The 26990-nt window shown below is 70.5% G+C and carries 19 protein-coding genes, 1 pseudogene and 2 CRISPR repeat arrays; of the genes and pseudogenes, 13 read left to right on the top strand and 7 right to left on the bottom strand.

Annotated features, from left to right (window positions below; all coding sequences use genetic code 11):
* The first annotated feature begins 195 nt into the window (after nt 1-195).
* The 3 genes and pseudogenes from JO379_RS14400 to JO379_RS14390 all read left to right on the top strand — a co-directional run.
* Complete coding sequence (locus tag JO379_RS14400) at nt 196-2067, top strand: DUF8823 domain-containing protein (RefSeq protein ID WP_372449082.1); 1872 nt, start codon at nt 196-198, stop codon at nt 2065-2067.
* A gap of 268 nt (nt 2068-2335) precedes the next feature.
* Complete coding sequence (locus tag JO379_RS14395; protein WP_130879087.1) at nt 2336-2911, top strand: GVDTG sorting domain-containing protein; 576 nt, start codon at nt 2336-2338, stop codon at nt 2909-2911.
* 458 nt (nt 2912-3369) lie between these two features.
* A pseudogene (locus tag JO379_RS14390) lies at nt 3370-3972 on the top strand (class F sortase); the annotation flags it as partial.
* 45 nt (nt 3973-4017) lie between these two features.
* Here the strand turns inward: JO379_RS14390 and recQ are convergent.
* Together recQ and JO379_RS14380 are read right to left on the bottom strand one after the other, a co-directional pair.
* Nucleotides 4018-6126: a DNA helicase RecQ gene (recQ, locus tag JO379_RS14385; RefSeq protein ID WP_209515217.1), complete on the bottom strand. Its 2109-nt coding sequence runs from the start codon at nt 6124-6126 to the stop codon at nt 4018-4020.
* Between the two features lie 134 nt (nt 6127-6260).
* The gene (locus tag JO379_RS14380; RefSeq protein ID WP_209515216.1) at nt 6261-8321 is read right to left on the bottom strand and encodes a restriction endonuclease; all 2061 of its coding nucleotides are present in this window, start codon (nt 8319-8321) and stop codon (nt 6261-6263) included.
* Nucleotides 8322-8661: 340 nt separating this feature from the next.
* Nucleotides 8662-10031: direct repeats of the CRISPR family, unit length 28 nt; unit sequence CTGCTCCCCGCGCATGCGGGGATGGACC.
* Nucleotides 10032-10170: 139 nt separating this feature from the next.
* Here JO379_RS14380 and casA point away from each other — a divergent pair.
* The 9 genes from casA (at nt 10171) to istB (ending at nt 22406) form a co-directional block, all read left to right on the top strand.
* Nucleotides 10171-14796 carry a type I-E CRISPR-associated protein Cse1/CasA gene (gene casA, locus JO379_RS14375; RefSeq protein WP_209515215.1) on the top strand — a complete coding sequence of 1542 codons (4626 nt, stop codon included), beginning with the start codon at nt 10171-10173 and terminating at the stop codon, nt 14794-14796.
* On the top strand, nt 14793-15482 hold the full coding sequence (gene casB / locus JO379_RS14370) for a type I-E CRISPR-associated protein Cse2/CasB (protein WP_209515213.1): 690 nt from the start codon (nt 14793-14795) through the stop codon (nt 15480-15482). The genes casA and casB overlap by 4 nt, the downstream gene beginning before the upstream one ends.
* Nucleotides 15479-16669 (top strand): type I-E CRISPR-associated protein Cas7/Cse4/CasC, encoded by a 1191-nt coding sequence (cas7e, locus tag JO379_RS14365; RefSeq protein WP_209515212.1) that lies wholly within the window; start codon nt 15479-15481, stop codon nt 16667-16669. Before casB ends, cas7e begins: the two co-directional genes overlap by 4 nt.
* Entirely contained in the window at nt 16666-17397 is a 732-nt protein-coding gene (gene cas5e, locus JO379_RS14360; RefSeq protein WP_209515210.1) for a type I-E CRISPR-associated protein Cas5/CasD, read from the top strand. Before cas7e ends, cas5e begins: the two co-directional genes overlap by 4 nt.
* Nucleotides 17397-18104 (top strand): type I-E CRISPR-associated protein Cas6/Cse3/CasE, encoded by a 708-nt coding sequence (gene cas6e / locus JO379_RS14355; protein WP_209515208.1) that lies wholly within the window; start codon nt 17397-17399, stop codon nt 18102-18104. The genes cas5e and cas6e overlap by 1 nt, the downstream gene beginning before the upstream one ends.
* 6 nt (nt 18105-18110) lie before the next feature.
* Nucleotides 18111-19064, top strand: a complete 954-nt coding sequence (gene cas1e / locus JO379_RS14350) for a type I-E CRISPR-associated endonuclease Cas1e (RefSeq protein ID WP_209515206.1) — start codon at nt 18111-18113, stop codon at nt 19062-19064.
* Nucleotides 19061-19408, top strand: coding sequence for a type I-E CRISPR-associated endoribonuclease Cas2e (cas2e, locus tag JO379_RS14345; protein WP_209515204.1), 348 nt, complete (start codon nt 19061-19063; stop codon nt 19406-19408). Before cas1e ends, cas2e begins: the two co-directional genes overlap by 4 nt.
* A gap of 91 nt (nt 19409-19499) precedes the next feature.
* Nucleotides 19500-19771: a CRISPR direct-repeat array (repeat unit 28 nt; unit sequence CTGCTCCCCGCGCACGCGGGGATGGACC).
* Between the two features lie 242 nt (nt 19772-20013).
* Nucleotides 20014-21573 (top strand): IS21 family transposase, encoded by a 1560-nt coding sequence (gene istA, locus JO379_RS14340; RefSeq protein WP_209513316.1) that lies wholly within the window; start codon nt 20014-20016, stop codon nt 21571-21573.
* Nucleotides 21570-22406 carry an IS21-like element helper ATPase IstB gene (gene istB, locus JO379_RS14335; RefSeq protein WP_245381325.1) on the top strand — a complete coding sequence of 279 codons (837 nt, stop codon included), beginning with the start codon at nt 21570-21572 and terminating at the stop codon, nt 22404-22406. Before istA ends, istB begins: the two co-directional genes overlap by 4 nt.
* A 1263-nt stretch (nt 22407-23669) precedes the next feature.
* Here istB and JO379_RS14330 read toward each other — a convergent pair.
* Nucleotides 23670-23984 carry a 4a-hydroxytetrahydrobiopterin dehydratase gene (locus tag JO379_RS14330; protein WP_209515203.1) on the bottom strand — a complete coding sequence of 105 codons (315 nt, stop codon included), beginning with the start codon at nt 23982-23984 and terminating at the stop codon, nt 23670-23672.
* Between the two features lies 1 nt (nt 23985).
* Nucleotides 23986-25521, bottom strand: coding sequence for a helix-turn-helix domain-containing protein (locus JO379_RS34345; protein WP_505016582.1), 1536 nt, complete (start codon nt 25519-25521; stop codon nt 23986-23988).
* On the opposite strand from JO379_RS34345, the gene JO379_RS14320 reads away from it, so the two are divergent.
* Nucleotides 25501-25887: a hypothetical protein gene (locus tag JO379_RS14320; protein ID WP_209515199.1), complete on the top strand. Its 387-nt coding sequence runs from the start codon at nt 25501-25503 to the stop codon at nt 25885-25887. The two genes, JO379_RS34345 and JO379_RS14320, sit on opposite strands and share 21 nt — an antisense overlap.
* Nucleotides 25888-25896: 9 nt before the next feature.
* On the opposite strand, the gene JO379_RS14315 is transcribed toward JO379_RS14320, so the two are convergent.
* From JO379_RS14315 to JO379_RS14305, 3 genes are all read right to left on the bottom strand, one after another.
* A complete protein-coding gene (locus tag JO379_RS14315; RefSeq protein ID WP_130879093.1) occupies nt 25897-26133 on the bottom strand; it encodes a hypothetical protein in 237 nt (78 codons plus the stop codon).
* 62 nt (nt 26134-26195) lie between these two features.
* Complete coding sequence (locus tag JO379_RS14310) at nt 26196-26585, bottom strand: MmcQ/YjbR family DNA-binding protein (protein ID WP_209515197.1); 390 nt, start codon at nt 26583-26585, stop codon at nt 26196-26198.
* A 134-nt stretch (nt 26586-26719) separates the two neighbouring features.
* Nucleotides 26720-26935 carry a DUF6243 family protein gene (locus tag JO379_RS14305; protein WP_209515195.1) on the bottom strand — a complete coding sequence of 72 codons (216 nt, stop codon included), beginning with the start codon at nt 26933-26935 and terminating at the stop codon, nt 26720-26722.
* Between the last annotated feature and the right edge of the window lie 55 nt (nt 26936-26990).

Below are 26990 nucleotides of genomic sequence, written 5' to 3'. Positions count from 1 at the left end.
GTGACACGGCCGGGTCCGGCTCGCCGGGCCCGGCCGTGACGGGTGGCGCGGCTCCTGGCCCGTACGAGTGCGTACGGGCCGGGAGCCGTTTCACCGTTCAGGGCCCGTCGCGACGGCGTGTTAGCGTCGCGAAGGTTGACGTATGGCACGGCCCGGCCGAAGGGAAGACGTCGGGGGAAGACGGGGAGAACCGCAGTGACCACCGTGGGGCCGGCGCGTGCCGACAAGCCGCAGGAACCGGACGACAGGGGCGATGGCGTCCCGTCCCGGATAGGGGACGCGGAAGCGGAGCCCGGCGCCGGTGACAACCGCCCGCCCGCGCCCTGGTGGCGCCGTGCGGGCCGGTGGGCGCTGGCGCGTCCCGTGGCGACGACGTTGATCGTCGCCGCCGTGCTGCACGTCATGTGGTTCTGGCTGTTCGCCAACAGCGGCGGCGACCTCGCGGCGCAGGACGCGTGGGCGGAGTTCGCCCTCCAGCACCCCGACTCGGCGTACAACCTGGCGTGGTACGGCGGTATGCACCCCGTCTCGTACAGCGTCATCTCGCCGTATCTGATGGCGCTGCTCGGCGTGCGCTCGACGATGATGATCGCGGGCACGCTGTCGGCCGGGCTGATCGCGATGCTGCTGGTGCGCAGCCGCTCCGTCCGTCACCCGCTGTGGCCCGCCATGTACGGCACCTTCGCGCTGACCTGCAACGCGATCTCGGGGCGCGTGACCTTCGGGCTCGGCATGATGTTCGGCCTGGCGGCCGTCGCCGTGATCTTCGCGTGGCCGGTGCGCTGGCGCAGCGAGGGCAAGTACCGCTGGGGCCGGGCCGCGCTCGCGGGGCTGCTGGCGGGGCTGGCGACGGCGTCGAGCCCGGTGGCGGGCCTGTTCGTGGGCATAGTGGCGGCCGCGCTCTTCCTGAGCGGCCGCCGCCCGGCGGCGTACGCGCTGGGCGTGACCCCCGTCGTGGTCGTCGGGCTGTCGGCGTGGCTGTTCCCGTTCTCCGGCCAGCAGCCGATGGCGTTCACGTCGGCGATCCTGCCGCTGCTCAGCGGCGTCTTCGGGCTCGTCTTCGCGCCCAAGCACTGGCGCACGGTCCGGATCGTCTCGGCCCTGTACGTGCTGGGTGTGGTGCTGGTCTGGGTGATCCCCTCCCAGATCGGCACCAACATCTCCCGGCTCGGCATGGTCTTCGGCGGTGTGGTGCTGGTCGCCGCGCTGCCGGAACTGAAGGTGCCGTCCCGCTCCCAGCTGCTGACCGCGGGCCGCACGTGGTCCGCGGTGGTCCTCGCGCTCGTGACGATCACGGCCTGGCAGTCCACCAACTCCATCAGCGACATCGTGCACACCACCCCCGCCGCGTCCTGGGCCCGCGAGGTGGCACCGCTGGTGGACAGGCTGCAGCGGGTCGAGGCCGAGCGCGGCCGGGTCGAGGTCGTCCCCGCCCGCAGCCACCGCGAGGCATCGGCCCTCTCCCCGTACGTGAACCTGGCGCGCGGCTGGAACCGCCAGGCCGACATGAAGCGCAACCCCCTCTTCTACGACCGGCCCAGCAGGCTGAACGCCACCACCTACCGCGCCTGGCTCGACCGCTGGGCGGTGCGCCACGTGGTGCTGCCCATCGACGAGCCGGACCACGCGGCCGTCGACGAGGCCAAGCTGGTCGCCGGGGGACTGCCGTACCTGCGCAAGGTGTGGTCCGACGATCACTGGCGGCTGTACGAGGTGCAGGACCCCAAGCCCATCGCCGATCCCCCGGCGATGGTGGCGCGCACGGACGCGGACGGCATGACGATCACCGTGAACAACGCGGGCCGGGTGCTGATCCGCATTCCGTACTCGCCCTGGCTGGCGCTGATCGACGAGGACGGCAAGACCGTCCAGCCGCCGCGGATCGGCCCGAAGGGCGAGCCGCCGGTCAACGTCAACGGCTGTCTGACCAAGCACCCCGAGCGGGCGGGCGAGGACGAGCCGGAGGACAACTGGACGGTCCTGCACGCGCCGCACGCCGGTACGTACCGGATCGCGGCCCCGTACAAGCTGCCGCGCGGCACGGGCTGCCCGGACGACCTGAAGTAGGCCGACTGAAGCGCGAGCGGGTGAACCGAGGAGAGGTTCACCCGTTCGCCATTTCCGGGCACGCGCGTACGGTAGTCATCCGATCGCGGCCAGTGACCAGCTCTTTTGTCTGCGGGCGGGCCCGCCCGCAGCGCCCCGGACGGCCTTTCTGATGTGACGTCAGAGTGCAGGCGGGGCGAAACGCCGTTTCGCTCGGTTTGAGGAGCGTGGAACCCCGTCTTCATGCGGCACATCGGTGTGCCGCGGCCGCGCTCGCGGAGGAACGAGCATGCGTACAGCAGCACGAGTGTTCACCGGGACCGCCCTGTCCATAGCCGCCGTCGCTCTCGCGGGCGCTCCCGCGCTCGCCGCCGGCACCTTCGAGAAGCTGGAGGTCTCGCCGGGCAGCGTCCAGCCCGGTGCGACGGTCACGGTGAGCACCACCGCCTGTGGCCGCGACGGCGCGGGCACAGGTGATGCCAGCGCCGTCGGCGGCCCGGCGTCGTTCCAGCTCAAGACGGGCACGCACAAGGAAGTCGTGGTCGGGCAGTTCAAGGCCCCGATGAGCGCCAAGCCCGGCACCTACGGCATCGGCGTCAACTGCAAGAACGGCCGGGAGGCCACGGGCGATCTGGTCGTCACCAAGGGCTCGGGTTCGGCGCCCCCGGTTCCGGCCCCGGCCCCCTCCCCGGCCACCTCCGGCCCTGCCCAGGCGCCCCAGGGCGGCATGAAGACCGGTGTCGGCGGTGCGAGCGAGAGCGACTCGGGCACGGCCGAGATCGCGGCCGGCGCGGCCGTCCTGACCGCCGCCGCGCTCGGCGGCACCTGGTTCCTGCGTCGCCGCGAGAGCGACGACCGCGTCTGACGCGAGCCGCCCCCGGGCGGCCGAGCCCGTCCCCGGCTCCCGGACGCACGCACGGCGTCCGGGAGCCGGGCACGGCCGGGACCTTCCCGGCGTCGGCCCCCTGAGATCGCCCCGTTCCGCCGCGGTGGAGGACCCGGATGTCCCGGACGCGACACAAGCGCAAGAAGTACCTGAGGCGCCGGGAGCACCAGCGCCAGGCGGCGCGGCGCCGCGGTGGCCTGGCCGGCCGGGGCGACTTGGTTGACCAGGTTGGCCAGGTTGGCTCGGCTGGGCCGGGCGATCCGTCGGACCAGGCTGACCTGTCAGGTCCGTCTGACCTGACTGACCCGACTGACCCGTCCGGCCCGATAGGTCCGGCTGCCCCGGCTGCCCCGGCTGTCCCGGCCGATCCATCCGGTCCGGCCGATCCGTCGGCCCCGTCCGGCCCGACGCGTCGGCCGCGCGTTTCCCGCCCCAGGATGGTGGTCGCCGTGACGGCGGCGGCCGCACTGTGCGTCGGCACCTGGCTGATCGACCGCGGCACGGAGACCGACGCCCCGCCGCCGCAGCCCTCGAAGGCGCAGGCGTTGCGGACCGACGGCGGCCGCGCCGTGTCGTCCGTCGCGCCACTGCCTCCCTCGCCCCCCATCAGCGTCCGCATTCCCGAGATCCGGGTCGACGCCCCCGTGAAGCCGCTGGGCCTGCTGCCGGACGGCACCCTCGACAGTCCGCCGGACGACGACAGGAACCTCGCCGGCTGGTACGCCGCCGGCACCCAGCCCGGCGCGGCGGGCACCGCGATCGTCGCCGGGCACGTCGACACGGCCGCCGGACCCGCCGTCTTCTACGGCCTCGGCTCGCTCAAGAAGGGCAACACGATCGAGGTGCGGCGCGCGGACGGCCGTACGGCCGTCTTCACGACGGACGCGATCGAGGTGTACGACCGCACGGAGTTCCCGTCGAAGAAGGTGTACGGGGCGTCCAAGCGGGCGGAATTGCGGCTGATCACCTGTGGTGGCGGCTTCTCCGAGGAGACCCGTTCCTACCTCGGAAACGTCGTCGTCTTCGCCCATCTCACGGGCGTGAAGACCTGGTTCGGGGGTCGGAGCCTCTTCCGGGCGCCCGGTTCACCAGTCGATCTCAGGCTCGGGTTCGGGCCCGAAGTCGGGCTCGGGACCGAAATCGGAGTCCGGCCCGAAGGCCGACTCGGGCTTCGGCCCTGACGGCCCTGACGGCGCGGGCCGGCCCGACCGGCCCGACTGGTCGTTCGGCCGCTTCGAGTCCGCGCCCGGCTGGCCCGGCTGCCCCGACTGGCCGGACTGGACCGACTGGCCCGACCCCAGGCCCGCGAGGACGTCCAGCATCGGCTGCCCGTACTTCGTGAGCTTGTTCTCTCCGACGCCGCCCACCGTGCCGAGCTTCTCCAGCGAATCCGGCATCAGGGTCGCGATCTCGCGCAGCGTCGCGTCGTGGAAGATGACGTACGCCGGGACGCCCTGCTCCTTCGCGGTGGCCGCGCGCCAGGCGCGCAACGCCTCGAAGACCGGCACGGCCGCCTCGGGCAGATCGACGGGCGCGGCGCGCTTGCCGGAACCGCTCTTCGACGAGCTCTTCGCCGCCCGGCCCGGCTTCTCCGGCTCGCGGCGCAGCAGCACCTGGCGCTGCTTGCCCAGCACCTCGGCGCTGGCGTCGGTGAGCACGAGCGTGCCGTAGTCGCCCTCGACGGCCAGCAGCCCCTGCGCCAGCAGCTGCCGCACCACGCCCCGCCACTCCGCGAGGCTCAGCTCGGTACCGATGCCGAAGACGGTGAGCCCGTCGTGGTCGTGCTGGATGACCTTGGCGGTCTTCTTGCCGAGCAGGATGTCGATGATCTGCCCCGCGCCGAACTTCTGCCGCCGCTCCCGGGCCAGCCGGAGCACGGCGGAGAGGAACTTCTGGGCGGCGACCGTGCCGTCCCAGGTCGTCGGCGGCGTGAGGCAGGTGTCGCAGTTGCCGCACGCGGTGCTCTGCTGGCCGAAGTACGCGAGCAATTGGATGCGGCGGCACTCGACCGTCTCGCACAGCGCGAGCATGGCGTCGAGGTGCGCCCCGAGCTTGCGGCGGTGGGCGTCGTCGCCCTCCGAGCCGTCGATCATCTTGCGCTGCTGGACGACGTCCTGGAGCCCGTAGGCCAGCCAGGCGGTGGAGGGCAGACCGTCACGCCCGGCACGGCCGGTCTCCTGGTAGTAGCCCTCGACGGACTTCGGCAGATCGAGGTGGGCCACGAACCGTACGTCGGGCTTGTCGATGCCCATGCCGAACGCGATCGTGGCGACCACGACCACACCGTCCTCGCGCAGGAAGCGCGACTGGTTGGCGGCGCGGGTCCGCGCGTCGAGACCCGCGTGGTACGGCACGGCGTCGATGCCGTTCTGCGTGAGGAAGGCGGCCGTGTCCTCGACGCCCTTGCGCGACAGGCAGTAGACGACGCCGGCGTCACCGTCGTGCTCGGTGCGCAGCAGCTCCAGCAGCTGCCGCTTCGGGTCGTTCTTCGGCGCGATGCGGTACTGGATGTTGGGCCGGTCGAAGCTGGCGACGAAGTGCCGGGCGCCCTGAAGGCTCAGCCGCCCCGCGATCTCGCCGTGGGTGGCCTCGGTGGCGGTCGCGGTCAGCGCGATCCGCGGCACGTCCGGCCAGCGCTCGTGCAGCGCGGACAGCGCGAGGTAGTCGGGCCGGAAGTCGTGGCCCCACTGCGCCACACAGTGCGCCTCGTCGATGGCGAAGAGGGAGATCTTGCCCCGGTCCAGCAGCCGCAGGGTGGCGTCCACGCGGAGCCGCTCCGGCGCCAGGTAGAGCAGATCCAGCTCCCCGGCGAGGAACTCGGCCTCGACCATCCGCCGCTCGTCCATGTCCTGCGTGGAGTTCAGGAACCCGGCCCGCACACCGAGCGCCCGCAGCGCGTCGACCTGGTCCTGCATGAGCGCGATCAGCGGCGAGATGACGATGCCGACGCCCGGCCGGACGAGGGCCGGGATCTGGTAGCAGAGCGACTTGCCGCCACCGGTGGGCATCAGGACCAGCGCGTCACCGCCGCCGACGACGTGCTCGATGATCTCCTGCTGATCCCCGCGGAAGGCGTCGTAGCCGAAGACGCGCCGCAGGATGCGCAGGGCGTCGGAGTCGTCCGTGATCTCGGCGGAAATCTCGGCGGTGACAGTGGGGTCGGCGGGCGCGGTGGGCTCAGCGGGATCGGCCATTCGGGCAGTCTACGAGGATCCACCGACACCGCAGGGCGGTCGATCATGATCGGCCATTTTGGGGCAGGTCAGGACAGGGGAGAAGCCGGGAGGAGTGACGCGAAGCACGGCGCCGGCGCCGACACCCGCCGACTCTAGGCGACCTCTATCCCGTACTCCTGCACCAGCGCCTCCAGCCCACCCGCGTACCCCCGCCCCCCGATGACGAAGTCCCAGTCGCCGCTCGCACGCCTGCGGAAGGAACCGAGGACGAGGGCGGTCTCGCCGGGCCGCCCGTCGGACACCTCCAGCCGCCCCAGCTCGGCCCCCGAGGCGTCCGACAGCCGGATTCGGGCGTCGGTGAACCCCGACAGATCCGCCTGCGGGTTCGCCTCCGGGTCTATCGCGGCGACGAGGACGAGCCGGTCGGCGCCCTGCGGCAGGGCGTCGAAGGTGACGCGCACGGCGGCCTTGTCGGCGGCCGGGGCGGGAACGGCGCGAACGGATCCGTCGGGGGTGCGGGGGTTGTTGTAGAAGACGAAGTGCTCGTCGCTGAGCACGCGCGTGCCGTGGCAGACGAGGGCGCACACGTCCAGGACGACACCGCCGGACCAGGACATGCCCAGCACGTTGTAGTCACCGTCACCTTCGGCGGGCTCGGCGTCGGGCACGGCGGACGCGGTCGCGCGGGCGCTCCCCCCGCCGCTTTCACCACCCAGCCTTCCGCGCAGCCCGTGCTGCCGGAGCAGCTCCACGAGCTCCTCCCCGGACACCAGCGTCAGCGGCTTGCCGTTGGCGAAGGCGTACGAGCCGGGGCCGAACTTCGAGGTGGTCACGAGGACCCCCTTGTTGGCACCCGCGCCCTGGACCGTCCCGTACAGATCACGGACGGCGGTCGGCGGCACGGTCTTGCGGTACCGCTTGACCTGCACGATGATCCGCCCGCCGCTGATCGGATCCGGGTCCAGCGCCTCGACGTCGACACCGCCGTCATTGGAACGCTGGGTCATGACCGCCCGCATCCCCCGGGCCCGGAACAGCTCGGCCACCAGCCCCTCGAACTCCACCGGATCCATCGCGAACAGATCCGGGTCGTCACCACCACCGTGTGAGACGACCCCCCGCCCGACCTCGTCGGGCAACCGCCCCGGCCGGACGGCCGCCAACTGGTCGGGACGGGCCGACAGCAGCCCGCCGAGCCCCTCGGTGAGGCACTCGACGGCGCTTACCTGCTCCAGATGCAGCTGGCCGAAAACGGCACGGGGAACGGTGACGGCGGCGAGGAAGATCTGCGCGAGCCGCCCGGTGACCGGGTCGTGCTCGTCGACGAACCCGTTCAGTGCCACGGACTCCAGCGCCCCGAACTCGTCCGCCGCGAACAGATCACGCAACGCCAGCAGCACGCACTGCGCCAGCACGTCCCGGTACAGCGCCCGCCGCTGGGTGACCGGCCGGGCGACTTCCTTCTCCTGGTCCGCGTTGACCATGTACCGCACCGACTTCGTCTCCGGCACGATGTCGAACCCCGGCAGCTCCCAGTTCAGCACCAACTGCCGGGCACCCGGGTCGTACGAGGCCGACAGCTGATGCGGGAAGTCATCCGGCCAGGCGGTCGAGGCGTACAGCGCCGCCGAGAAGTACTCGACGACCGCGTCCGGATCCCCCTCGCGCAGCGCGGACGCCATCTCCGCGATACCGGCGTTGTACCGCCGGATCTCCTCGAGCTGCGCGACGGCCCACGCGTCGTACTGCCGCCGGTACGCGGCCAACTGCTGCTGCCGCTGCGCCTCGGCCGCCTGCGCCGCGTGCCAGTCCCGCTCGAACTCGGCCCGCGCGAACCGGTACTGAACCGGATCCGGCATCGGCACGGGCTGCGCGAGATGCCCGGGGGCGAACGCCTCCACCTGCTCCGCCCGCGCGAGCGCCCCCGTGGTGAACCCCGGCGCCCGGCACCCCACCACGAGCAGCCCGGTCAGCTCCTCGACCCGCGCCTCGATCTCCTCGGTCCGCCGCCGAGCCTCGGCCTCCCGGGCCTGCCGATAAGCGGCCCGCTGCTCCCGGTCGAGCCGAGCCGACTCCCGCTCATAAGCCCGCCGCTCCCGCTCCAGCCGCCGCTGCTCCTGCACCTCCGCCCGATGCCGAGCCTCCACCTGCCGCTGCTGCTGCCGCTGCGCCTCGGCCCAGACGCCGATCAGTCCATTGGAGCGACGACTCATACGGAAACATGCCCTCCCCTCGGGGCGCGAGACGCCCCGGAACCGCGTACTGGCCCCACAACCAGCGGTAATGAGATCCGACTTTAGTCGGTTTGGGGCGGTGCGATCATCAGGTTGGGCGGGGTGGGGGTCGGGTCCGCTTCGGGGCGGCGGAAAGTTGGGGACTCCGGGTGTGGAGGTGGTCGGCGATTTCCCTGATGCGGTTGCGTGGTCGGGCGCTAGCTTTGGGTGGGGCTCAGGAGGAGAGGCCCCTGAAGGGGTGACCTTGTCTCTTATGTCTGGTTCGGTGAAACTGCTCGGAAGCGCCTGCGGCCGGCGATGAACTCGCAGGTCGCAGAGTCTGCTCCCCGCGCATGCGGGGATGGACCCGACCGTGAGCGGGCCTACTACAACGAAGCGGCCTGCTCCCCGCGCATGCGGGGATGGACCGCGCGGGGCCGTGCCCATCGTGCTGGCCACCATCCTGCTCCCCGCGCATGCGGGGATGGACCCGACCGCCCCGTCTCGTACAGAGCCTCCTGCCGCCTGCTCCCCGCGCATGCGGGGATGGACCCGCGTGGGACTTGACGACGCCGTTCACGGAACGCTGCTCCCCGCGCATGCGGGGATGGACCCAAATGGACATCCTTTCCAAGGAGGTGGACATGCTGCTCCCCGCGCATGCGGGGATGGACCCGGTGACCGGGTGTTCGAGCGCGGTCGGGGGCACTGCTCCCCGCGCATGCGGGGATGGACCCCGCGTGGACAGGCTCTTGCTGGCCCCGGGGGCCTGCTCCCCGCGCATGCGGGGATGGACCCCGTTTTGGCGGGAGGCGGCGGCCCGAGAAGCCCTGCTCCCCGCGCATGCGGGGATGGACCAGGCAGGAGCCGGAGAGGGAGACCATGACCATCTGCTCCCCGCGCATGCGGGGATGGACCCGCCCTGACCTGGGGCGCCGCCGGATGGTGGGCTGCTCCCCGCGCATGCGGGGATGGACCTGCATAGACCGGAGGGGTCGGGCTCGCCGTGAACTGCTCCCCGCGCATGCGGGGATGGACCCAAGGCCAAGTGCAGCGCGGCCGGGTGGCGGGCCTGCTCCCCGCGCATGCGGGGATGGACCCTCATCCGGCACCACGACCTGGACCCTGCCGAGCTGCTCCCCGCGCATGCGGGGATGGACCCTACTTACCGGTAGCCCACGTGCATAGGGTGGACTGCTCCCCGCGCATGCGGGGATGGACCCGCCTTCATCGACCTGGCCGAAGAGGTCCGCGACTGCTCCCCGTGCATGCGGGGATGGACCCGGCGAGGCGCTCCTCGCGTGCCCAGTCCCTGTCTGCTCCCCGCGCATGCGGGGATGGACCCTGCGCCATCAACCGGCGCGCGGTCAGGGTGATCTGCTCCCCGCGCATGCGGGGATGGCCCCACCGGCTCAGTTGAGGGCCACGGCCGAAGCGGCTGCTCCCCGCACCCGCGGGGATGGACCCCCGGCCGTGCCCTCGCTGCACGGGGGATTTCACTGCTCCCCGCACCCGCGGGGATGGACCCTTCAAGGACAAGGGTGTGAAGGCCAAGTCCGCCTGCTCCCCGCACCCGCGGGGATGGACCCGAACTTTCCACCCGCCGACGGGAAGCGGGCGACTGCTCCCCGCACCCGCGGGGATGGACCTCGAGGAGTAAGACCGCGAATCGGACCGGAGATCTGCTCCCCGCACCCGCGGGGATAGATCATCACGGTGGAACACCACGCCCAGGCGAGACCTGCTCCACAGCCCTCCGCGCGTCGTCCCATTACCACGCAAGTACCCTCACCGCGCGATCTTCCGATAATCGCCATGCGCTGCCACCTGCACGTGTTCAATGACTCCCATGACTCGCCAGGACGCCGAGAAAGCTCACCTGGGCGCCCACTTGACCCCTGTCGCCCGTACCGTCTGGGCCAAGCACGATCGTCCGACGGACGGCTGGTTGCCGTTGTGGCGGCACATGGCTGACAGTGCGGCGGTCGCCGGTCTCCTCTGGGACCACTGGGTTCCCCGGAACGTGCGGCAGCTCGTCGCCGGCGCGCTGCCCGCCGGGAACGGTGATGCGCGTGCCCTGGCAGTCTGGCTGGCGGCCGTTCACGACATCGGGAAGGCCACACCTGCCTTCGCCTGCCAAGTGGACGCCCTCGCCGACGACATGCGCGCGGCCGGGCTCGAAATGCCCCAGCGGAAGCAACTGGGCGACGACCGCCGATTCGCCCCACACGGGCTGGCAGGGCAACTCCTTCTCCAGGAGTGGCTGACGGAGCAGCACGGTTGGAGCAGCCGGTCCGCTGCTCAGTTCGGGATCGTTCCCGGTGGTCATCACGGCGTGCCCCCGTCCCACGCGGACATCCACGACCTCGACGCCCGCCCGCACCTGCTGCGCACCCCGGGCCCCAGCCAAGCCCTGTGGCGCCGCGTTCAGGACGAACTCCTCGACGCCTGTGCCCAGACGTACGACGTACGGGAGCGGCTCCCCGGCTGGCGCAGCGTGAAGCTTCCCCAGCCGGTCCAGGTGCTGCTCACCGCTCTCGTCATCGTCGCCGACTGGATCGCCAGCAATCCCGACCTCTTCCCGTACTTCCCCGAGGAACACCCTCGCAGCGACGCCGAACGCGTCGCCGCCGCCTGGCGTGGGCTCAGCCTCCCGCCCCCGTGGTCGCCGGAGGAGCCGACCGGCACGGCAGGCGACCTGTTCGGAGCCCGGTTCGACCTGCCGCGCGGTGCGCGTCCGCGGCCGGTGCAGGAAGAGGCGGTGCGGATGGCGCGTGAGATGTCCGCACCCGGCTTGATGATGATCGAGGCTCCGATGGGCGAGGGGAAGACCGAGGCCGCGCTCGCCGTCGCCGAGATCTTTGCCGCGCGTTCCGGCGCCGGGGGCTGCTTCTTCGCGTTGCCCACGATGGCGACGGGCAACGCGATGTTCCCCCGGCTGCTGGACTGGCTGGGCCGATTACCCGACGACGGAGACCTTCCACAGGAGCGGTCCGTACTCCTGGCGCATTCCAAGGCCGACCTCAATGACCACTATCAGGGCCTGAAGTGGAGCGGCTCCCGCACCATCGCCGCCGTGGACCCCTACGGCCTGGAAGACACCTGGCAGCCCTCGGCCGACGTCCGCGCAGGCTCCGCGGAACTGGTCGCCCATCAGTGGCTGCGCGGCCGCAAGAAGGGGATGCTCGCCTCCTTCGTCGTCGGGACGATCGACCAGCTCCTGCTGGCAGGGCTCAAGAGCCGCCACCTCGCACTGCGCCACCTCGCGCTCGCCGGCAAGGTCGTAGTGATCGACGAGGCCCACGCCTACGACACGTACATGAACTCCTACCTCGACCGAGTCCTGTCCTGGCTGGGCGCCTACCGGGTTCCCGTGGTCGTCCTCTCCGCGACGCTGCCCGCCGCGCGACGCCGCGAGTTGGCCGAAGCGTATGCCGGCACCTTCCCCACCACCGACGATTACGCTGCGCTGGAGGCAGCCGACGGCTACCCCCTTCTGACTGCAGTGGCACCCGGAGAGCCTCCCGCAACACGATTCCCCACCGCCTCCGGCCGACGCGCCGACGTGCAACTGGAGCGGATCGACGACGATCCCGCTCTCCTCACGGACCGCTTGGCGGAGGAACTCGCAGACGGCGGCTGCGCCTTGGTCATACGCAACACGGTGGACCGGGTCCTGGAGACGGCCGCTCACCTGCGGCAGCGATTCGGCGCCGGGAACGTCACGGTCGCCCACGCGCGCTTCATCGATGTCGACCGGGCCCACAAGGACGCTGATCTGCTGGCGCGCTTCGGCCCCCGGGGCGAGCGCGCCGAAAAGGACCGTCGACCCACCGGGCCGCACATCGTGGTCGCCAGTCAGGTGGCCGAGCAGTCACTCGACGTGGATTTCGACCTGCTGGTCACCGACCTTTGCCCGATCGATCTGCTCTTGCAGCGAATGGGCCGTCTCCACCGCCACCTGAGAGGCGAAGACCAGAGCGAGCGCCCGGCCCGCCTCCGTGTCGCACGCTGCCTCGTCTCCGGCGTCGACTGGCAGACGAGCCCTCCGCAGCCGGTAAGTGGCTCTTGCAGTGTCTACGGCACTTACCCGCTACTCCGGTCCCTGGCCGTGCTCGCGCCCCACTTCGACGCCGGCGATGGCAAAGCCGACGGCACCAGCAGCCCCGTGCGGCTACCCGAGGACATCGAGCCCCTGGTTCAGCGAGCCTACGGAGAAGAGACCGACGTTCCGGCCGACTGGGCCGAAGCCCTGGCCGCAGCGCGTGCGGAGCATGAGCAGGCACGTGCGAAACAGCGCAGGTCGGCGGACGCCTTCCGGCTGGGGGAAGTGCGCCGGGACGGCCGGCCGTTGCTGGGATGGATCGAAGCGGGGGCCGGGGACGCGGACGACACGCGGGCCGGCCGCGCGCAGGTGCGCGACAGCAGGGAGAGCCTGGAGGTGCTGGTCGTGCAGCGCCGCGCCGACGGCACCCTTGCCACCCTGCCCTGGCTGGAGAAAGGGCGGGGCGGTCAGGAACTCCCCACCGAGGCGCTTCCCACGCCCGCCGTCGCCCGGACTGTCGCCGCCTGCGGACTACGGCTGCCGTACCAGTTTTCCTTCCCCGGCGTGATCGACCGCGCCCTGGAGGAGCTTGAGCAACTGTGCGTACCCGCATGGCAGACGAAGGAGAGCCACTGGCTGGCCGGTGAGCTGATCCTTGCCCTCGACGAGGACCTCCGCAGCCAACTGGCAGGCTACGACATGCAATACAGCCCCACCGACGGCCTCAGAGTCGTCCGGTCCGACGCGCCCGCCGCCCGCCCGGTGAGTGACAGGCCGTCCTTCGACCTGCTCTCTCGGCCCTGGCTGCCGGTGCAGCGTCTGGACGGCACGGAGACCGAGCTCTCCCTCCAGGAGGTGTTCGCCCAGGCTGCCGACGTACGACGACTCGTGGGCGATGTCCCCACGCAGGAGTTCGCCCTGCTGAGGATGCTGCTCGCCGTCCTGCACGATGCCGTCGACGGCCCGCAGGACATCGACGCGTGGGAGGACCTGTGGGAGAGCGACAACGCCTTCGCTCCGGTCCAGGCCTATCTCGACCGACACCGGGACCGCTTCGACCTCCTGCACCCCGAGACGCCGTTCTTCCAGGTCGCAGGGCTCCATACGGCCAAGGGCGACGTTTCCTCCTTGAACCGGATCGTGGCGGACGTCCCCAACGGCGAGCCGTTCTTCACGATGCGCGCCCTTGGCGTCGACCGGTTGGGATTCGCCGAAGCCGGCCGCTGGGTGGTCCACGCCCACGCCTTCGACCCGTCGGGCATCAAGTCCGGTGCGGTGGGGGATCCACGCGTGAAGTCGGGCAAGGGTTACCCCCAAGGCGTCGCCTGGGCAGGGAACCTGGGTGGTGTCATCGCCGAAGGCGCCACCCTGCGCGAGACCCTGCTGCTCAACCTGATCGCCGCCGACACCGGCACCCTGCGTATCGACGCCGACGACCGGCCCGCCTGGCGTCGCAAGCCGCCGGGCCCGGCCGCGGCTGACCCGGTGGACCTCGCCTCCCGGCCTTCCGGGATGCGAGACCTGTACACCTGGCAGTCCCGCAGGCTCCTCCTCCACCACGACGTGGACGGTGTCCACGGAGTCGTCCTCGCCTATGGCGACCCACTCGCCCCGCAGGAGGAGGGCATGCACCGCAGTGAACCGCTGACGGGCTGGCGCCGCAGCCCGGCGCAGGAGAAGAAGCTGGGCCGGCCCTTGGTCTACATGCCTCGCGAGCACGATCCGGCCCGCGCCGCCTGGCGGGGGCTGTCCAGCCTGTTGCCCCGCGAAGTGACGTCCGAGATCCGGCCACGGGTCCTTGACTGGGTCGCGCGGTTGATTACCGAGGGCGCGCTGCCCGGCGACCGGCTCATCCGGGCCCGTCTCTTCGGTGCGGTGTACGGCACCCAGCAGTCCGTGATCGACGAAATGATCGACGACGGGGTCACCATGGCGGTGATCCTGCTGCACGAAGAGGACCGCCGCTTCGGACAGGCGGCCATCGAGGCGGTCGGCGACGCGGATGCCGCGGTTCGCGCCCTCGGGGACCTCGCCACCGCCCTCGCCGAAGCCGCAGGGTCAGACCCGGAGTCACACCGGACTACGGCACGCGATCGGGGCTTCGGCACCTTGGACGGCCCGTTCCGCCACTGGCTGCGAGAGCTGAAGCCCGGCTGCGATCCGTACCGACAGCGTGCCGAGTGGCAGCGCCGAGCGCACCGGATCGTCAGCGGCCTCGGGGACGAACTGCTGGCGGCCACCGGCGATGCCGCGTGGGAAGGGCGGTTCGTCGAAACCAAGGGCGGTCCGCGTTGGCTCACCGCCTCCTCGGCCGACCTGCGCTTCCGCGTGCGCCTGAACGAAGCCCTCCACCACCCGTTCGCCGAGGCGGGGGATGCGCCAGCCCCTACCGGAGCGCCCCACCACGAGACGCCGGAGACCCACCGATGACCGCCGACTCCCAGCCCACTCTTCACCGTCGGCCAACCCTGGGCCTGGTCGGTGCGACGGTGAGCGAGCACATCAACGTCCTCCAGAGGGGCTACCTGGGCGACCGTGCCGACGCCGTGGCGGCCCTGGCCCGGATGCGCCGTGGAGTCGGCAAGCCGTACGGGACGATGCCGGAGCTGTGGGGTCTGACCGGTATGGAAGCCCTCTACGAGGTCCGCACCCTGTCGGAGGAACGGACGGTCCGGGCCGAGGAGGCCGCTCACACCGCCCTGACGTTGTGGGCCCTGCATCAGCAGTCGCACCGGCAGAACCGCATGCACCAGGCTGACGGTCCGGAATTGGGCGCCGCGGTTCGCCGACTGATGCCGGGCACCGAGCTCGACGAGCCGACCCGTAAGCGCTTCGTACGCGCCGGTACCGCGTCCTCGCTGCCGATCCTCGCCCAGCGGCTGCGGGACATCGTCCTGCTGCTGCGACGTGACGGCGTTCCCCTGGACTACGGCCTCCTGGCGGACCAACTGGAGCAGTGGCAACAACCGGGAGGCCTGGACCGGGTCCGCCGCTCCTGGGGGCGCTCCTTCCACGCGTACCGCCCGCAGGCCGCGGGCGACTCCACCCAAGCCAATCAGGCCACCAAAGCCGCGAAGAACGTGAAGACCGCCGAGACTGAGAAGGAAACCTCGTGAGCCGGACCATCCTCGACGTACATGTGCTGCAGACCGTCCCCCCGAGCAACCTGAATCGGGACGACACCGGCTCCCCGAAGTCCGCTGTGTACGGCGGGGTGCGCCGGGCCCGGGTCTCCAGCCAGGCATGGAAGCGCGCCACCCGGCGTGCGTTCGAGGACCTGCTGGACCCGGCGGAACTCGGAGTACGGACGAAGCGGGGAGCCGAGATCCTGGCCACCCGGATCAGCGAGCTCGAACCGTCGATCGAGGCCCCCGAAGCACTGGCCTTGGCGGCCGAGACGCTCCAAGCTGCCACCGGATCCACGATCGCGGTACCCAAGCGCAAGGCGGATGCGGCGAAGAAGAAGGGGGAGAACGAGCCCCCTCCCGAGTCCTCCTACCTGATGTTCCTCAGCTCGCGGCAGTTCGACGGTCTCGCCCGGCTGGCTGTCGAGGGCGCCGCGGACATCAAGGCGTTCCTCAAGGTCAAGAGCAACAAGGACTGGGCGCGTCGGATCGCCGACACCCGGCACTCGGTCGACATCGCCCTCTTCGGCAGAATGGTCGCCGACTCCACCGACATCAACGTCGACGCGGCCACCCAGGTCGCCCACGCCATCAGCGTGCACGAGGTGGAGAACGAATCCGACTACTACACGGCCGTCGACGACCACAACAGCGACGCGGAGCCCGGCGCGGGCATGATCGGTACGGTCGAGTTCAACTCCGCGACGCTCTACCGCTACGCAGCCCTGGACGTCGACCTCCTGCGGCGCAATCTGGGCGAAGGCCTCCGCGAGGACGAGCCCCTTACCGAGCCGGTGCGGCGAGCCGTGTGGGCGTTCGTGTACGGCTTCGTCGCCTCGCTTCCCACGGGAAAGATCAACACGTTTGGCAACCACACGCTCCCGGACGTAGTCGTCGTCAAGCTCCGCACCACCCGCCCCATCAGCTTCGCGGCGGCGTTCGAGGAGCCGGTGGCGAAGGACATCACCGGCGGCTATCTGCGCACGGCCTGCGAGCGCCTGGCCGCATACGTCCCCGACATCGAGCGCGCCTATGGTGTCGACGACACCACGACGTGGCTCTTGCGGGTCGGCGCCGGCACCGAGAAGCTCTCCGGCCTCGGTACGGAGGTGACGCTGCCGGAGCTCGTCGACGCTGTCGGCGCAGCCGTGGCCGGCCGCCTGGAGCCGGGGAAATGAGCGTCCTGCTCCTACGGCTCGCCGGGTCCTTGCAGTCCTGGGGGTCCGCTGCCCGCTTCGCGCGCCGGACCACCGAGTCCGCGCCGACGAAGAGCGGCGTCATCGGCCTCCTCGCGGCCGCACAAGGCCGCGATCGCGGGGACGATCTGACTGACCTCGCCGCCCTTCGCTTCGGCGTACGCGTCGACCAGCCGGGCACGCGCATCCGGGACTACCAGACCGCGCACCACGGCGACACCGACAAGTCGATGCCGGTGTCCGAGCGCTTCTATCTGTCCGACGCGGTCTTCGTGGCGGCGGTCGAAGGCGACGGCGTTCTGATCGACGAGTTGTACCGCGCGTTGCGTGCCCCGGCCTACTTGCCCTATCTGGGACGCCGCTCCTGTCCGCCCAGCAAGCCCGTGGAACTGACCGTCCACATGGACGTGGGCCTGGAAGGGGCGTTGGCGGGGGAGCGGTGGCACGCGGCGGAGTGGTACCAGCGACGTCTCAGGCGGGAGAAGACGGTTGCATTGGAGGTGATCGTCGAAAGCCGGAGTGGTGGGGACGACCCCGGTGACACCCTCCGTGACCAGCCCCTGAGCTTCGACCCACGCCACCGACGCTACGGGCTGCGCACAGTCCGCTCGACGAGCGTACGCGTCCCCAACCCGCTGGCCCGCACGGTCGCGGCACGCCGTACCCCGCCTCCCGATCACAATCCGGCGACCGTACTGAAAGGCGTCTGATGTACCTGACCCGCTTCCGCATCAACACCGCGCGGGTCGGCGCCCGTCGGCTTCTGTCCTCGTCCCAGCGCCTGCACGCGGCCGTCATGTCCTCCTTCGTGGAGGCGGCGCCCCGCCATGAAGAGGGCGGTCCGCGTGTGTTGTGGCGCATCGACCGCAACGCCAAGCCTGAGGTGATCCTGTACGTCGTCAGCCCCGACCGCCCGGACCTGACCCATCTGGTCGAGCAAGCCGGCTGGCCCACTACGGGGACCTGGCAGACGTACGACTACGCGGACTTCCTGTCCCGCCTCACAGCAGGCGACACATGGGCGTTCCGGCTCACGGCCAACCCGGTGCACAACATCCGTCGCACGGCCGACGAGCCGAGGAAACGCACGGCCCACCTCACGCCCCGATACCAGGCGCAGTGGCTGCTGAAGCGGCAGAAGGAGGCGGGGTTCCGCGTCCTGGAGAAGCCGAAGGAGCAGCGCCGCCTGGCGGAGGGCGACGAGCACCAGCTGATCATCCACGGCCGTGACCCTCGGTCATTCGGCAAGACCGAGGAGGCAACGGGCCGGAAGAACCACGTATCGCTCGTGGCCGTCACCTTCGACGGACGACTGGAAATCACCGACGCCGATGCCATGCGCCGCACCCTGACCTCAGGCCTGGGGAAGGCGAAGGCGTACGGCTGCGGGCTGATGACACTCGCCCCTGTGGGGTGAGAGGGGATGACCACGGTCAGTAAGAGGCCTCTCTCCACCCCACGCGAGCTCACACGGGTGGGTGACCGGCTCTCCTTCGTCTACCTGGAACGATGCGTCGTCCACCGCGAGGCCAACGCGATCACGGCGGAGGACGGCCAAGGCACCACCCACATTCCGTCCGCCACCATCGGGACGCTGCTCCTCGGTCCCGGCACGCGCATCACCCACCAGGCGATGAGCGTGCTGGGTGAGAGCGGTGCGGGAGTGGTATGGGTGGGCGAGAACGGTGTGCGCTTCTATGCAGGCGGCCGGGCACTGACCCGCTCGTCGGCATTGGTCGAGGCACAAGCCACGCAGTGGGCCAACCGCCGCACCCGGCTCGAAGTGGCCCGTGCCATGTACCGCCTGCGCTTCCCCGACGACGACCCGGCGGGGCTCACCCGCCACGAGCTCCTCGGCCGGGAAGGCCGGCGCGTCAAGGACTGCTACCGCAAGGAGTCCGCCCGCACCGGAGTCCCCTGGCGCGGCCGTCGCTTCACTCCTGGCGACTTCGCCTCGGGAGACGCCCCCAACCAGGCCGTGTCGGCAGCGGGGCAGTGTATGTACGGAATCGCCCAAGCGGTGGTGGCCGGGCTGGGCTGCAGCCCCGGGCTGGGCTTCATCCACTCCGGCCATGAGCTGTCCTTCGTCCTGGACATCGCCGATCTCTACAAGACCGAGATCGGTATCCCCGTGGCCTTCGACGTCGCGGCGGAAGGGGAGGACGTGGTCGGCACGCGTACCCGTAGGGCCATTCGCGACAAGGTCAATGGGACCCGTCTCCTTGAACGCTGCGTGGACGACATCAAGCGGCTGTTGCTCCCCGAAACCGTGGCTGGCGAGGGCATGGGTGACCTGGAAGACCGGGTGACCTTGCAGTCCGACCGCGGCGTGGATGTGGAGGCCGGGCGGAATTACGCGGACGGGGTGATCTGGTGACGGTCATCGTCCTCACCCAGTGCCCGGTCGGGCTGCGCGGATTTCTGACCCGGTGGCTACTGGAGATCTCCCCGGGCGTCTTCATCGGAGGCCCGTCGGCGAGGGTTCGCGAGGCCCTGTGGGACGAGGTGAGGCAATACGCGGGCAATGGGCGTGCGTTGTTGGCGTACAGCACCAATTCCGAGCAGGGCTTCACATTCGAGACCCACGACCACAAGTGGCATCCGGTGGACCACGAGGGCCTGACCCTGATCCGGCGGCCCAGCGATCAGATTGCTGCCCCACCGGCTCCGAAGCAGGGGTGGAGCAAGGCGTCCAAGCGGCGGCGGTTTGGTGGGAGGTGAGGGGTGGGTGGGGTTGATGTCTGGAATGGGTGAATCGGTGGAAGTGCTTGGAATCGCTGCCTGGTGGGGATGAAGGTGCAGGTCGTGGAGTCTGCTCCCCGCGCACGCGGGGATGGACCTGGTCTTGGACCAGCGGAAGGAGGCGGTGCGCTCTGCTCCCCGCGCACGCGGGGATGGACCCGCCCTGTGGCCGTCCGAGGGCGAGATCGCCCTCTGCTCCCCGCGCACGCGGGGATGGACCCATCACCGGCTGCCAGTACAAGAGGGTCCTCGCCTGCTCCCCGCGCACGCGGGGATGGACCTGCCGATCAAGTCCCATACCTGCCTGGCCATCACTGCTCCCCGCGCACGCGGGGATGGACCCTCTCATCATGCCCCAGCACACCCCTGCCCAGACCTGCTCCCCGCGCACGCGTGAGAGCGGACAGCGCAAGATCCTTGTAGGCGGACGGGACGGCCCCCGCTGGGCGGACAGCTGATCTCCCTCTCCGTGGACCCATTCGTGTCGGTTCCGAACAGACGATCCCTCCGGGGGTTGGCTCAGTGCTGCCTGGCATTGAGACCGACCACCCGGAGGGACGTTGAAGAAGTCTGACAGGGAGATCATGGAAATCTTCGAGGCCCTGGACGCCACTGAATGTGCGCATTCCGCGGCTGCGCTGGCGGGGGTCGATCCCAAGACCGTGCGACGTTACGCACGGATGAGGGACACCGGTCGGCCAACCGGTCTCGTCCGCCGGCCGAAGATGATCGACCCGTTCATGCCGAAGATCGAGGAGTGGGTCGACCGATCGCAGGGCAGGGTGCGGGCCGACAAGCTCCACGACCGCCTGGTCCTGCTGGGGTTCACCGGTGATGAGCGCACGACCCGGCGGGCGGTGGCGAAGGCGAAGGAAGCCTGGCGGGCCGGGAACCAGCGGACCTATCGGCCCTGGATCACCGAGCCGGGGCTGTGGTTGCAGTTCGACTGGGGCTGGGGGCCGAAGGTCCCGGGCCCGGGCGGCGGTGAGCCCCGCGTGACGCTGTTGTTCTGCGCGTGGCTGGCCTGGTCGCGGTTCCGGGTGGTGATCCCGACCTGGGACCGGACTCTGCCGACGCTGGTGACCTGCATCGACTCGACCTTGCGGGCGATCGGCGGGGCGCCGACCTATGCGCTGACCGACAACGAGAAGACGGTCACGATCGACCGGGTCGCCGGCATCGCGGTCCGTCATCCCCAAGTCGTCGCGACGGGGCGGCATTACGGGATGCAGGTTCACACGTGTGTCCCCTTCGATCCCGAGTCCAAAGGCGGGTCGGAGGCGACGGTCCGCATCGCGAAGGCGGATCTGGTGCCCACGACGGCGAATCTCCGCAAGGAGTACGACTCGTTCGCCGAGCTCCGCGGCGAGTGCGCGATCTTCTGCCAGACGGTGAACAACCGGACCCACCGCGAGACGGGCAAGGCTCCGTCCTCGATGCTCGACGTCGAGCGGACCAGGCTGCATCCGCTGCCGCCGGCGCCTCACACGCTCGCGCTGGGCGAGTCGAGACAGGTGCTGCGGGACCAGACCGTCCGTTTCGGGTCCGTGCGCTATTCGACGCCGTCCGGGCTGGTCGGCCAGGAAGCCTGGGTGAGGGTCGACGGCGACGAGCTGGTCGTCGTGGCCGACCTGTCGAAGCTGGCTCACCGGCCGGAATGGATGCAGGGCCCGGCCGGCCTGGCGGAAGTCGCCCGGCACGAGATCGCTCTGCCCGGCCGTCCGGTCATCCTCGCCGAGCACTATCCCAACCACCCGCAGGAGATGGACGGTTCACCGAAGCCGCCGCGGCCCCGGCCCGTCGATGCCGCCGAGGAAGCCTTCCTCGCGCTCGGTCCCGGGGCGAAGTCCTGGCTGATCGAGGCCGCTGCGGCGGGGACCACCCGGATGCGGGTGAAGATGGCCGCCGCCGTCGAGCTCGCGGCCCTGGTCAGTGTCGCCGAGGTCGACATGTCGCTGGGGCTTGCCGCGACCGCGGGCCGATTCGCCGAGGACGACCTGCTCTCCATCGTCCAGCATCGCAAGTCCGGCGTCCGTCCCGCCGACCTCGTCGTCGCCGACGAGGCCCACTCCGTTCAGCCCGGCACTTCCGCCTGGGCTGACTTCGGCCGCAACGGCGGCCCGGCAGAAAGGAATCTTCCATGACCGGCATCGCGTTGCTGGACCCGGAAACCGACCAGCCCGTCCCGGCCCCGTCTCCGGTCCCCTCCTCACCGGCCCCGCCGCCGATCCCGGCCGATCTGGAATCCGTCCTGAAGCGGATGCGGTTCCCCTACTTGCGCAAGGCGGCCCCGGACGTGCTGGCCACCGCCCGGTCGCAACGCTGGGACCCGGCCGAAGTGCTGCGGATCCTGCTGGAAGAGGAGATCAAGGGCCGGGAGGCGGCGACCCGCCGCAGCCACCGCAAGCAGGCGAACCTGCCCACCGGCAAGACGTTCAGCTCCTGGCGGGAGGAGGACTCCTCCATCCCCGCTCCGACCCAGCAGGCCCTGATGACGCTGGAATGGGTCGGCCGGTCGGAGAACCTCGCCATCGCCGGCCCGTCGGGCACCGGCAAGAGCCACTTCGCCGAGGCCCTGGCCCACAAGGCCATCGACCGGGGCATGCAAGTCGCCTGGTTCAGCCTCGAATCGCTGACCGCCCACGTCGGCCGGGCCACCGTCGACAACTCCGTCGCGAAGGCGATCGCGAAGATCACCCGGGCCAACCTCATCATCCTGGACGACATCGGGATGCTGCCGTCCGGCCAGGCCGCCGCCGAGGCGTTCTACCGGGTGATCGATGCCGCCTACGAACGCAGGTCCGTGATCGTGACCTCGAACCTGCATCCGTCGGGATTCGACTCGATCATGCCCAAGACGCTCGCCACGGCAGCAGTCGACCGGCTGTTGCATCACGCGCACATCGTCCTGACCGAGGGCAGCAGCCTCCGGCTCACCCAGGCAACCACGGGCAAGGGCGTCAAGCCACTGCACTGAGCCAGTCGAGGGACGAAAAGTCACACCGCACAAGGAGATGAACTGTCCGCCCACAAAGAGGTGCAATGTCCGCTCACCCGGATGACCGCGTGTCCGTGGACAACGCGGGGATGGACCCAGGTTCCGCAGCTGCTGCTCGGTGACTTCCTCCTGCTCCCCGCGCCCGCGGGGATGGACCCGCGTCGGTCAGCCCCTTGAGGACGTCCTGTGCCTGCTCCCCGCGCACGCGGGGGTGGACCCAGCACCGCGCCGAACACGACCACCCGCGTGAGCTGCTCCCCGCGCAGGCGGGATGGACCCGAGGGCGAATCGTCCAGTGGTGCCCAGCAGGTCTGCTCCCCGCGCATGCGGGGATGAACCCGTCTCCCGGTAATCGCGCCCCTGGGCGATGACCTGCTCCCCGCACCTGCGGGGATGGACCCTGGGTGCGTATTGAGGTGCACGACCCCAGCCGCTGCTCCCCGCGTATGCGGGGATGGACCCCACGTCGGGTTGCTCGGTGCGCCAGCAGAAGCCTGCTCCCCGCGCATGCGGGGATGGACCCCTCGGGATGCCCCGGGCTGCGGAGCTGCGGTTCTGCTCCCCGCGCCCGCGGGGATGGACCCGGCACCGTGAAGGACGGCAAGGGGGCGAATCGCTGCTCCCCGCGCCCCGCGGGGATGGACCCTGCTTGGGCGTCTGCTCCCCGCGTATGCGGGGATGGACCCTGACCGCGATCCGCGACCACTCTGCTGTGGGCCCTGCACCCCGCACCCGCGGGGATGGACCCTGGCACAGTCCGCTGGGCTGCGCCCGAAAGCATTACTCCCCGCGCATGCGGGGATGGACCCGCTTCGGGCAGCAGGGTGACCTCGTCGACGTACTGCTCCCCGCGCCCTGCGGGGATGGCCCCCACTCCGACCACCCAAGAGGTTCCCCATGACCCTGCTCCCTGCGCATGCGGGGTTGTACCCACCTTCACTACCCCGGCCAATGCGACGCAAGCCTGCTCCCCGCGCCCGCGGGGTGGCCCCGAGGTGCCGGCGGCCCGGGTGGAGACCCTGAGCTGCTGCTCCCCGCGTATGCGGGGATGGACCCCAATCCATCCAGACCGGTGACGCATGCTCTGACTGCTCCCCCCCGGTCTGCGGGGATGCACCCGAGGGAGCGCGTCGCGGTTGATGGCAGTCGTACTGCTCCCCGCACCCGCGGGGATGTACCGGTGGTCCACCGAGAGCGAAGGCTGCCCGTCCACTTCAGGTGGGCAGTTGCACCCTCCGACGTTCAAACCGGACGGGCCTCGTGAGCTGCCGCGATCGCGTCGATGCGCCTGGCCAAGTCAAAGTCCGCGACAGTGAGCCGGTGGCCCGCGTCATGGGTGGTGATGCCGAAGCGGACCCGGTCCCAGCGGAGGTCGATGTCCGCATGGTGCCCGATCAGCCGCTCGACGTCCGCGACGTGCACGATCAGCGCCACGCCTCCGTGATACCGGATACCGAAGGTGCGGGTGATCTCATCCCCCGACCGCTGCCAGCCGGGAAGCTCCCTCAGGTGCTCCGTGATCTCCGTGTCCGTCAGTGGGACGATTGCCTCCGCCACGTCATCCCCTCGCTGCCACAGGCGCCAGGACCTTGTCGAGGTCGTGCCCTACGGGAGCATCGTGCCACGGGCTCATCGCGTGCCGCAGCGACGTCAACTCTCTTCGCATTCGCTCCGATCCAGTGTCGACCGCGATCCGTACCGCCTCACGTGCGATCGCGACGGCGTGGTCCGGGTCCCGCGCGATCGCCGCTGCCGTCGCATGGCGGGCCAGGTACACACCGCGATCTCTCCGTGCCGTCGTCGGAACGATGCTGAGCACCTGCCTCCACAGGGAGTCGGCCTCGGCGCCCAGCCCCAGTCGGCCGTAACAGGTCGCCCGCTGCACTTCGAGGTAACCCGGTGTACGCCGACAGGCATTGCCCCAGGGAAGGTCGTCATCGACTCGGGCGAGGAGTTCGTCGGCCTGGTCGATGAGGCGGTCGACGGCCGCGCGGTCGTCGATCAGGCTGGCGCCGTGTGCCTGCTGCTGGAGGGCCATCACCTTGACCTTCGGAGCGAGTCGGCCGGATCCGTCGAGGGCTGCCTCGCACAGATCGACGACTCCGTGCCCGTCGCCTAGGTCGGTGCGCACCTGTGCCTGGTTCACCAGCGAGTAGGCAATCAGGTGTGGATCCCGGGACCGCATCGCGATCTCCTGTGTCGTCCCACGCCAGAACGAGGCGCCCCCGAGGTCGCCGGCGTCCTGGTAGAGCCAGCCCACCAGTGCCGCGTAGGCGGCGCCCACCCGCAGCAGGCCCCGGCGGGTCTCGCCTGTGGCCGGACGTACCAGGCGATCGATGAGTTCGTACTGTGCGGAAACGGTGCCGATGAGGTCGTGCGGGCCGAGCAGCATGTCCGCGCGGTAATGGCCCTCAAGCTGCTGCTCGAAGTAGTCGATGAGGGCGGGGTCGACGTGCCGCGGTGCGATCGGTCCGGCGGTGAGGGCGGCGGCGGTCACCGATACGAACGCGCGTCGATTCACCGCTGGCGCCCCTTCCTGGTGATCTGCGCGGATCCATCCGGCCGGAGCGGAGAACCCCAGGTCCTCGGGCCAACGGCCGAACGCGCAGTGGAGCGCGACCGCGTAGTCCTCGCGTGGCCATCCGGGGCGACCGGACTCCCACCTCCGCCAGGTCCGGGACGACACCTCGAAGTGCGGGTCGCCGAGGGCCTCCCGCCCCGCGGCGGTCACTCCACGAGCCGCGGCTTCGCCCGACCGCCAACCCCGTTTCAGCCTGGCAGCTCTCAGTGCGTCGTTGGAGCCTGTGCTTGGAGTCTGAGGTGTCGTGAGTCGCACTCCCGGACATGGCCGTCGAGTGGCCGCGAAGTGGCCGCCCGCAGGCCTAGTTGAGGCTTGTCGCGCAGCACCATCATCCAGGTGTGACCAGGAAACGCGGCCAAAAAGCCAGTACCGAAACACGATCCGACGACCCCATGGGACTGACCCTGAACAGGCTCTCCTCACGGTGGCTGATCTCGCGGGAGGTACATCCTTCCGTTGGGCCGTGAGGCGTGGATGCGGGACGAGCCCGCTGTGATCCGCACGGGTATCCATTTCGAGGCGGTCCGGTTGCCCGCCGATCTCGTCCACGGCCTCGCTGCGACTGTGGCGGACGAGGCTGTGTCGCGGCAGTCCGTCGAGCGGGCTTTCCATGGGGCGGGCATCCACGGTGCGGTCATCGCCGACCCGGCGCGGCGTTGGTACTACGCCCTCGTACCGCCCGGTACCGCCGAGGCGTGGGCCGATCCCGGCTTCGAGTGTCTGGGCCGGGACCACTACCTCGGGGTGCCGGCCACGCACCGTGCCGAGCCACCGGGTACGCACTGGCTGCTGTCGCCGCCGGAGGGGGAAAGCGATCTCTGCGACGTGGATGCCGTGCGGAGGCTGACGGACGCGCGATGCGAGGGCCGGAAAGGGTGAACAGCGGTACTACGCGTGCCGGCCGCCGCCCCACGGGCCGTGCAGGTGGAGCCCGTGGTGCCGGTGGGCGTGGAGCCGCTCCGGGTGGTCGACCTCGTCGGCGTGGCGCTCGTGGAGGTTGGGAACGGCGTCGCTGAACTTGAAGTCGACGATGCGCTCGTCGCGGCGGGCTTCCAAGGCGTAGATCGCGAAGACCACTACGGCGGCCATCAGGACGATCACGGCCAAGCTGATGACGATCGTCATGGTGCTCACATCCCTTGGGCAGGGACCGGTTTCCGGGCGCGATGGGTGCCGGTGATTCCAGGCTACTCCGACCGCTCGGATCGCTCTCCCGGCCAGTCCAGCAGCAGACGCGTGGCCCGGGGCAGAGCGGCGACGATGAGGTCGTACGAGTCCTCGATCATTTCCCGCACGAAGGCGTCCGGCAGGGAGCCGCCCTCCAGCGTCACCGTGTTCCAGTGCCGCTTGTTCAGGTGGTAGCCCGGGACGATCTCCGGGTGGGCCTCTCGGAGCCGCACCGCGAGCTCCGGGTCGCATTTGAGGCTCACGGTCAGTGGGGAAGCGGTGAGCGTCGTCAGGGCGAAGATCTTGCCGCCGACCTTGAAGGTGCAGACCTCGGGGTGGCGCGGGAAGGGGAATTCTTCCGTGGCGCCGTTCAGATGCAGGCACGTCGCCCTGAGGTCGTCCGGGGTCATGGGGTCAGTATGGCGGTGCCGCGTCGCGGGGGCGGCAGTGCGTTCCCGAGCCGCCCGCTACGGCAGCAGGGCCCGGACCGCTCGTCGCGGTCCGGGCCCTGGCCCGTGCGGTGCCGCCCTGCGGCGGCGGTGCGTCAGCTCTGGGCGGTGTCGTCGCCCGACTGCCCGGCGCTCTCGGCTGCGGCTGCCTTCTCGCGCATCTTGCGTATCAGCTCCGCCTTCTGGTCGGCCGCGCCCTTGCGGTCGAGGTTGCGGTGCGGGCCGTTGTTCTGGCGTTCGGCGCGGGACTGCCGCTTGCGCTGGCCGCCGCCCATGCCCACGGGGTTGTTGATGTTCTTGCTCACGGTCATGGGTTCTCCCGGTAATGATGTGAAGTGATCTACAGATTCATCGGTGGGGGACGGG

The sequence above is a fragment of the Streptomyces syringium genome (assembly GCF_017876625.1).
GTDB lineage: Bacteria > Actinomycetota > Actinomycetes > Streptomycetales > Streptomycetaceae > Streptomyces > Streptomyces syringius.
Note: the sequence above shows the minus strand (reverse complement) of the source record. Positions and strands in the feature narration are given on the sequence as shown.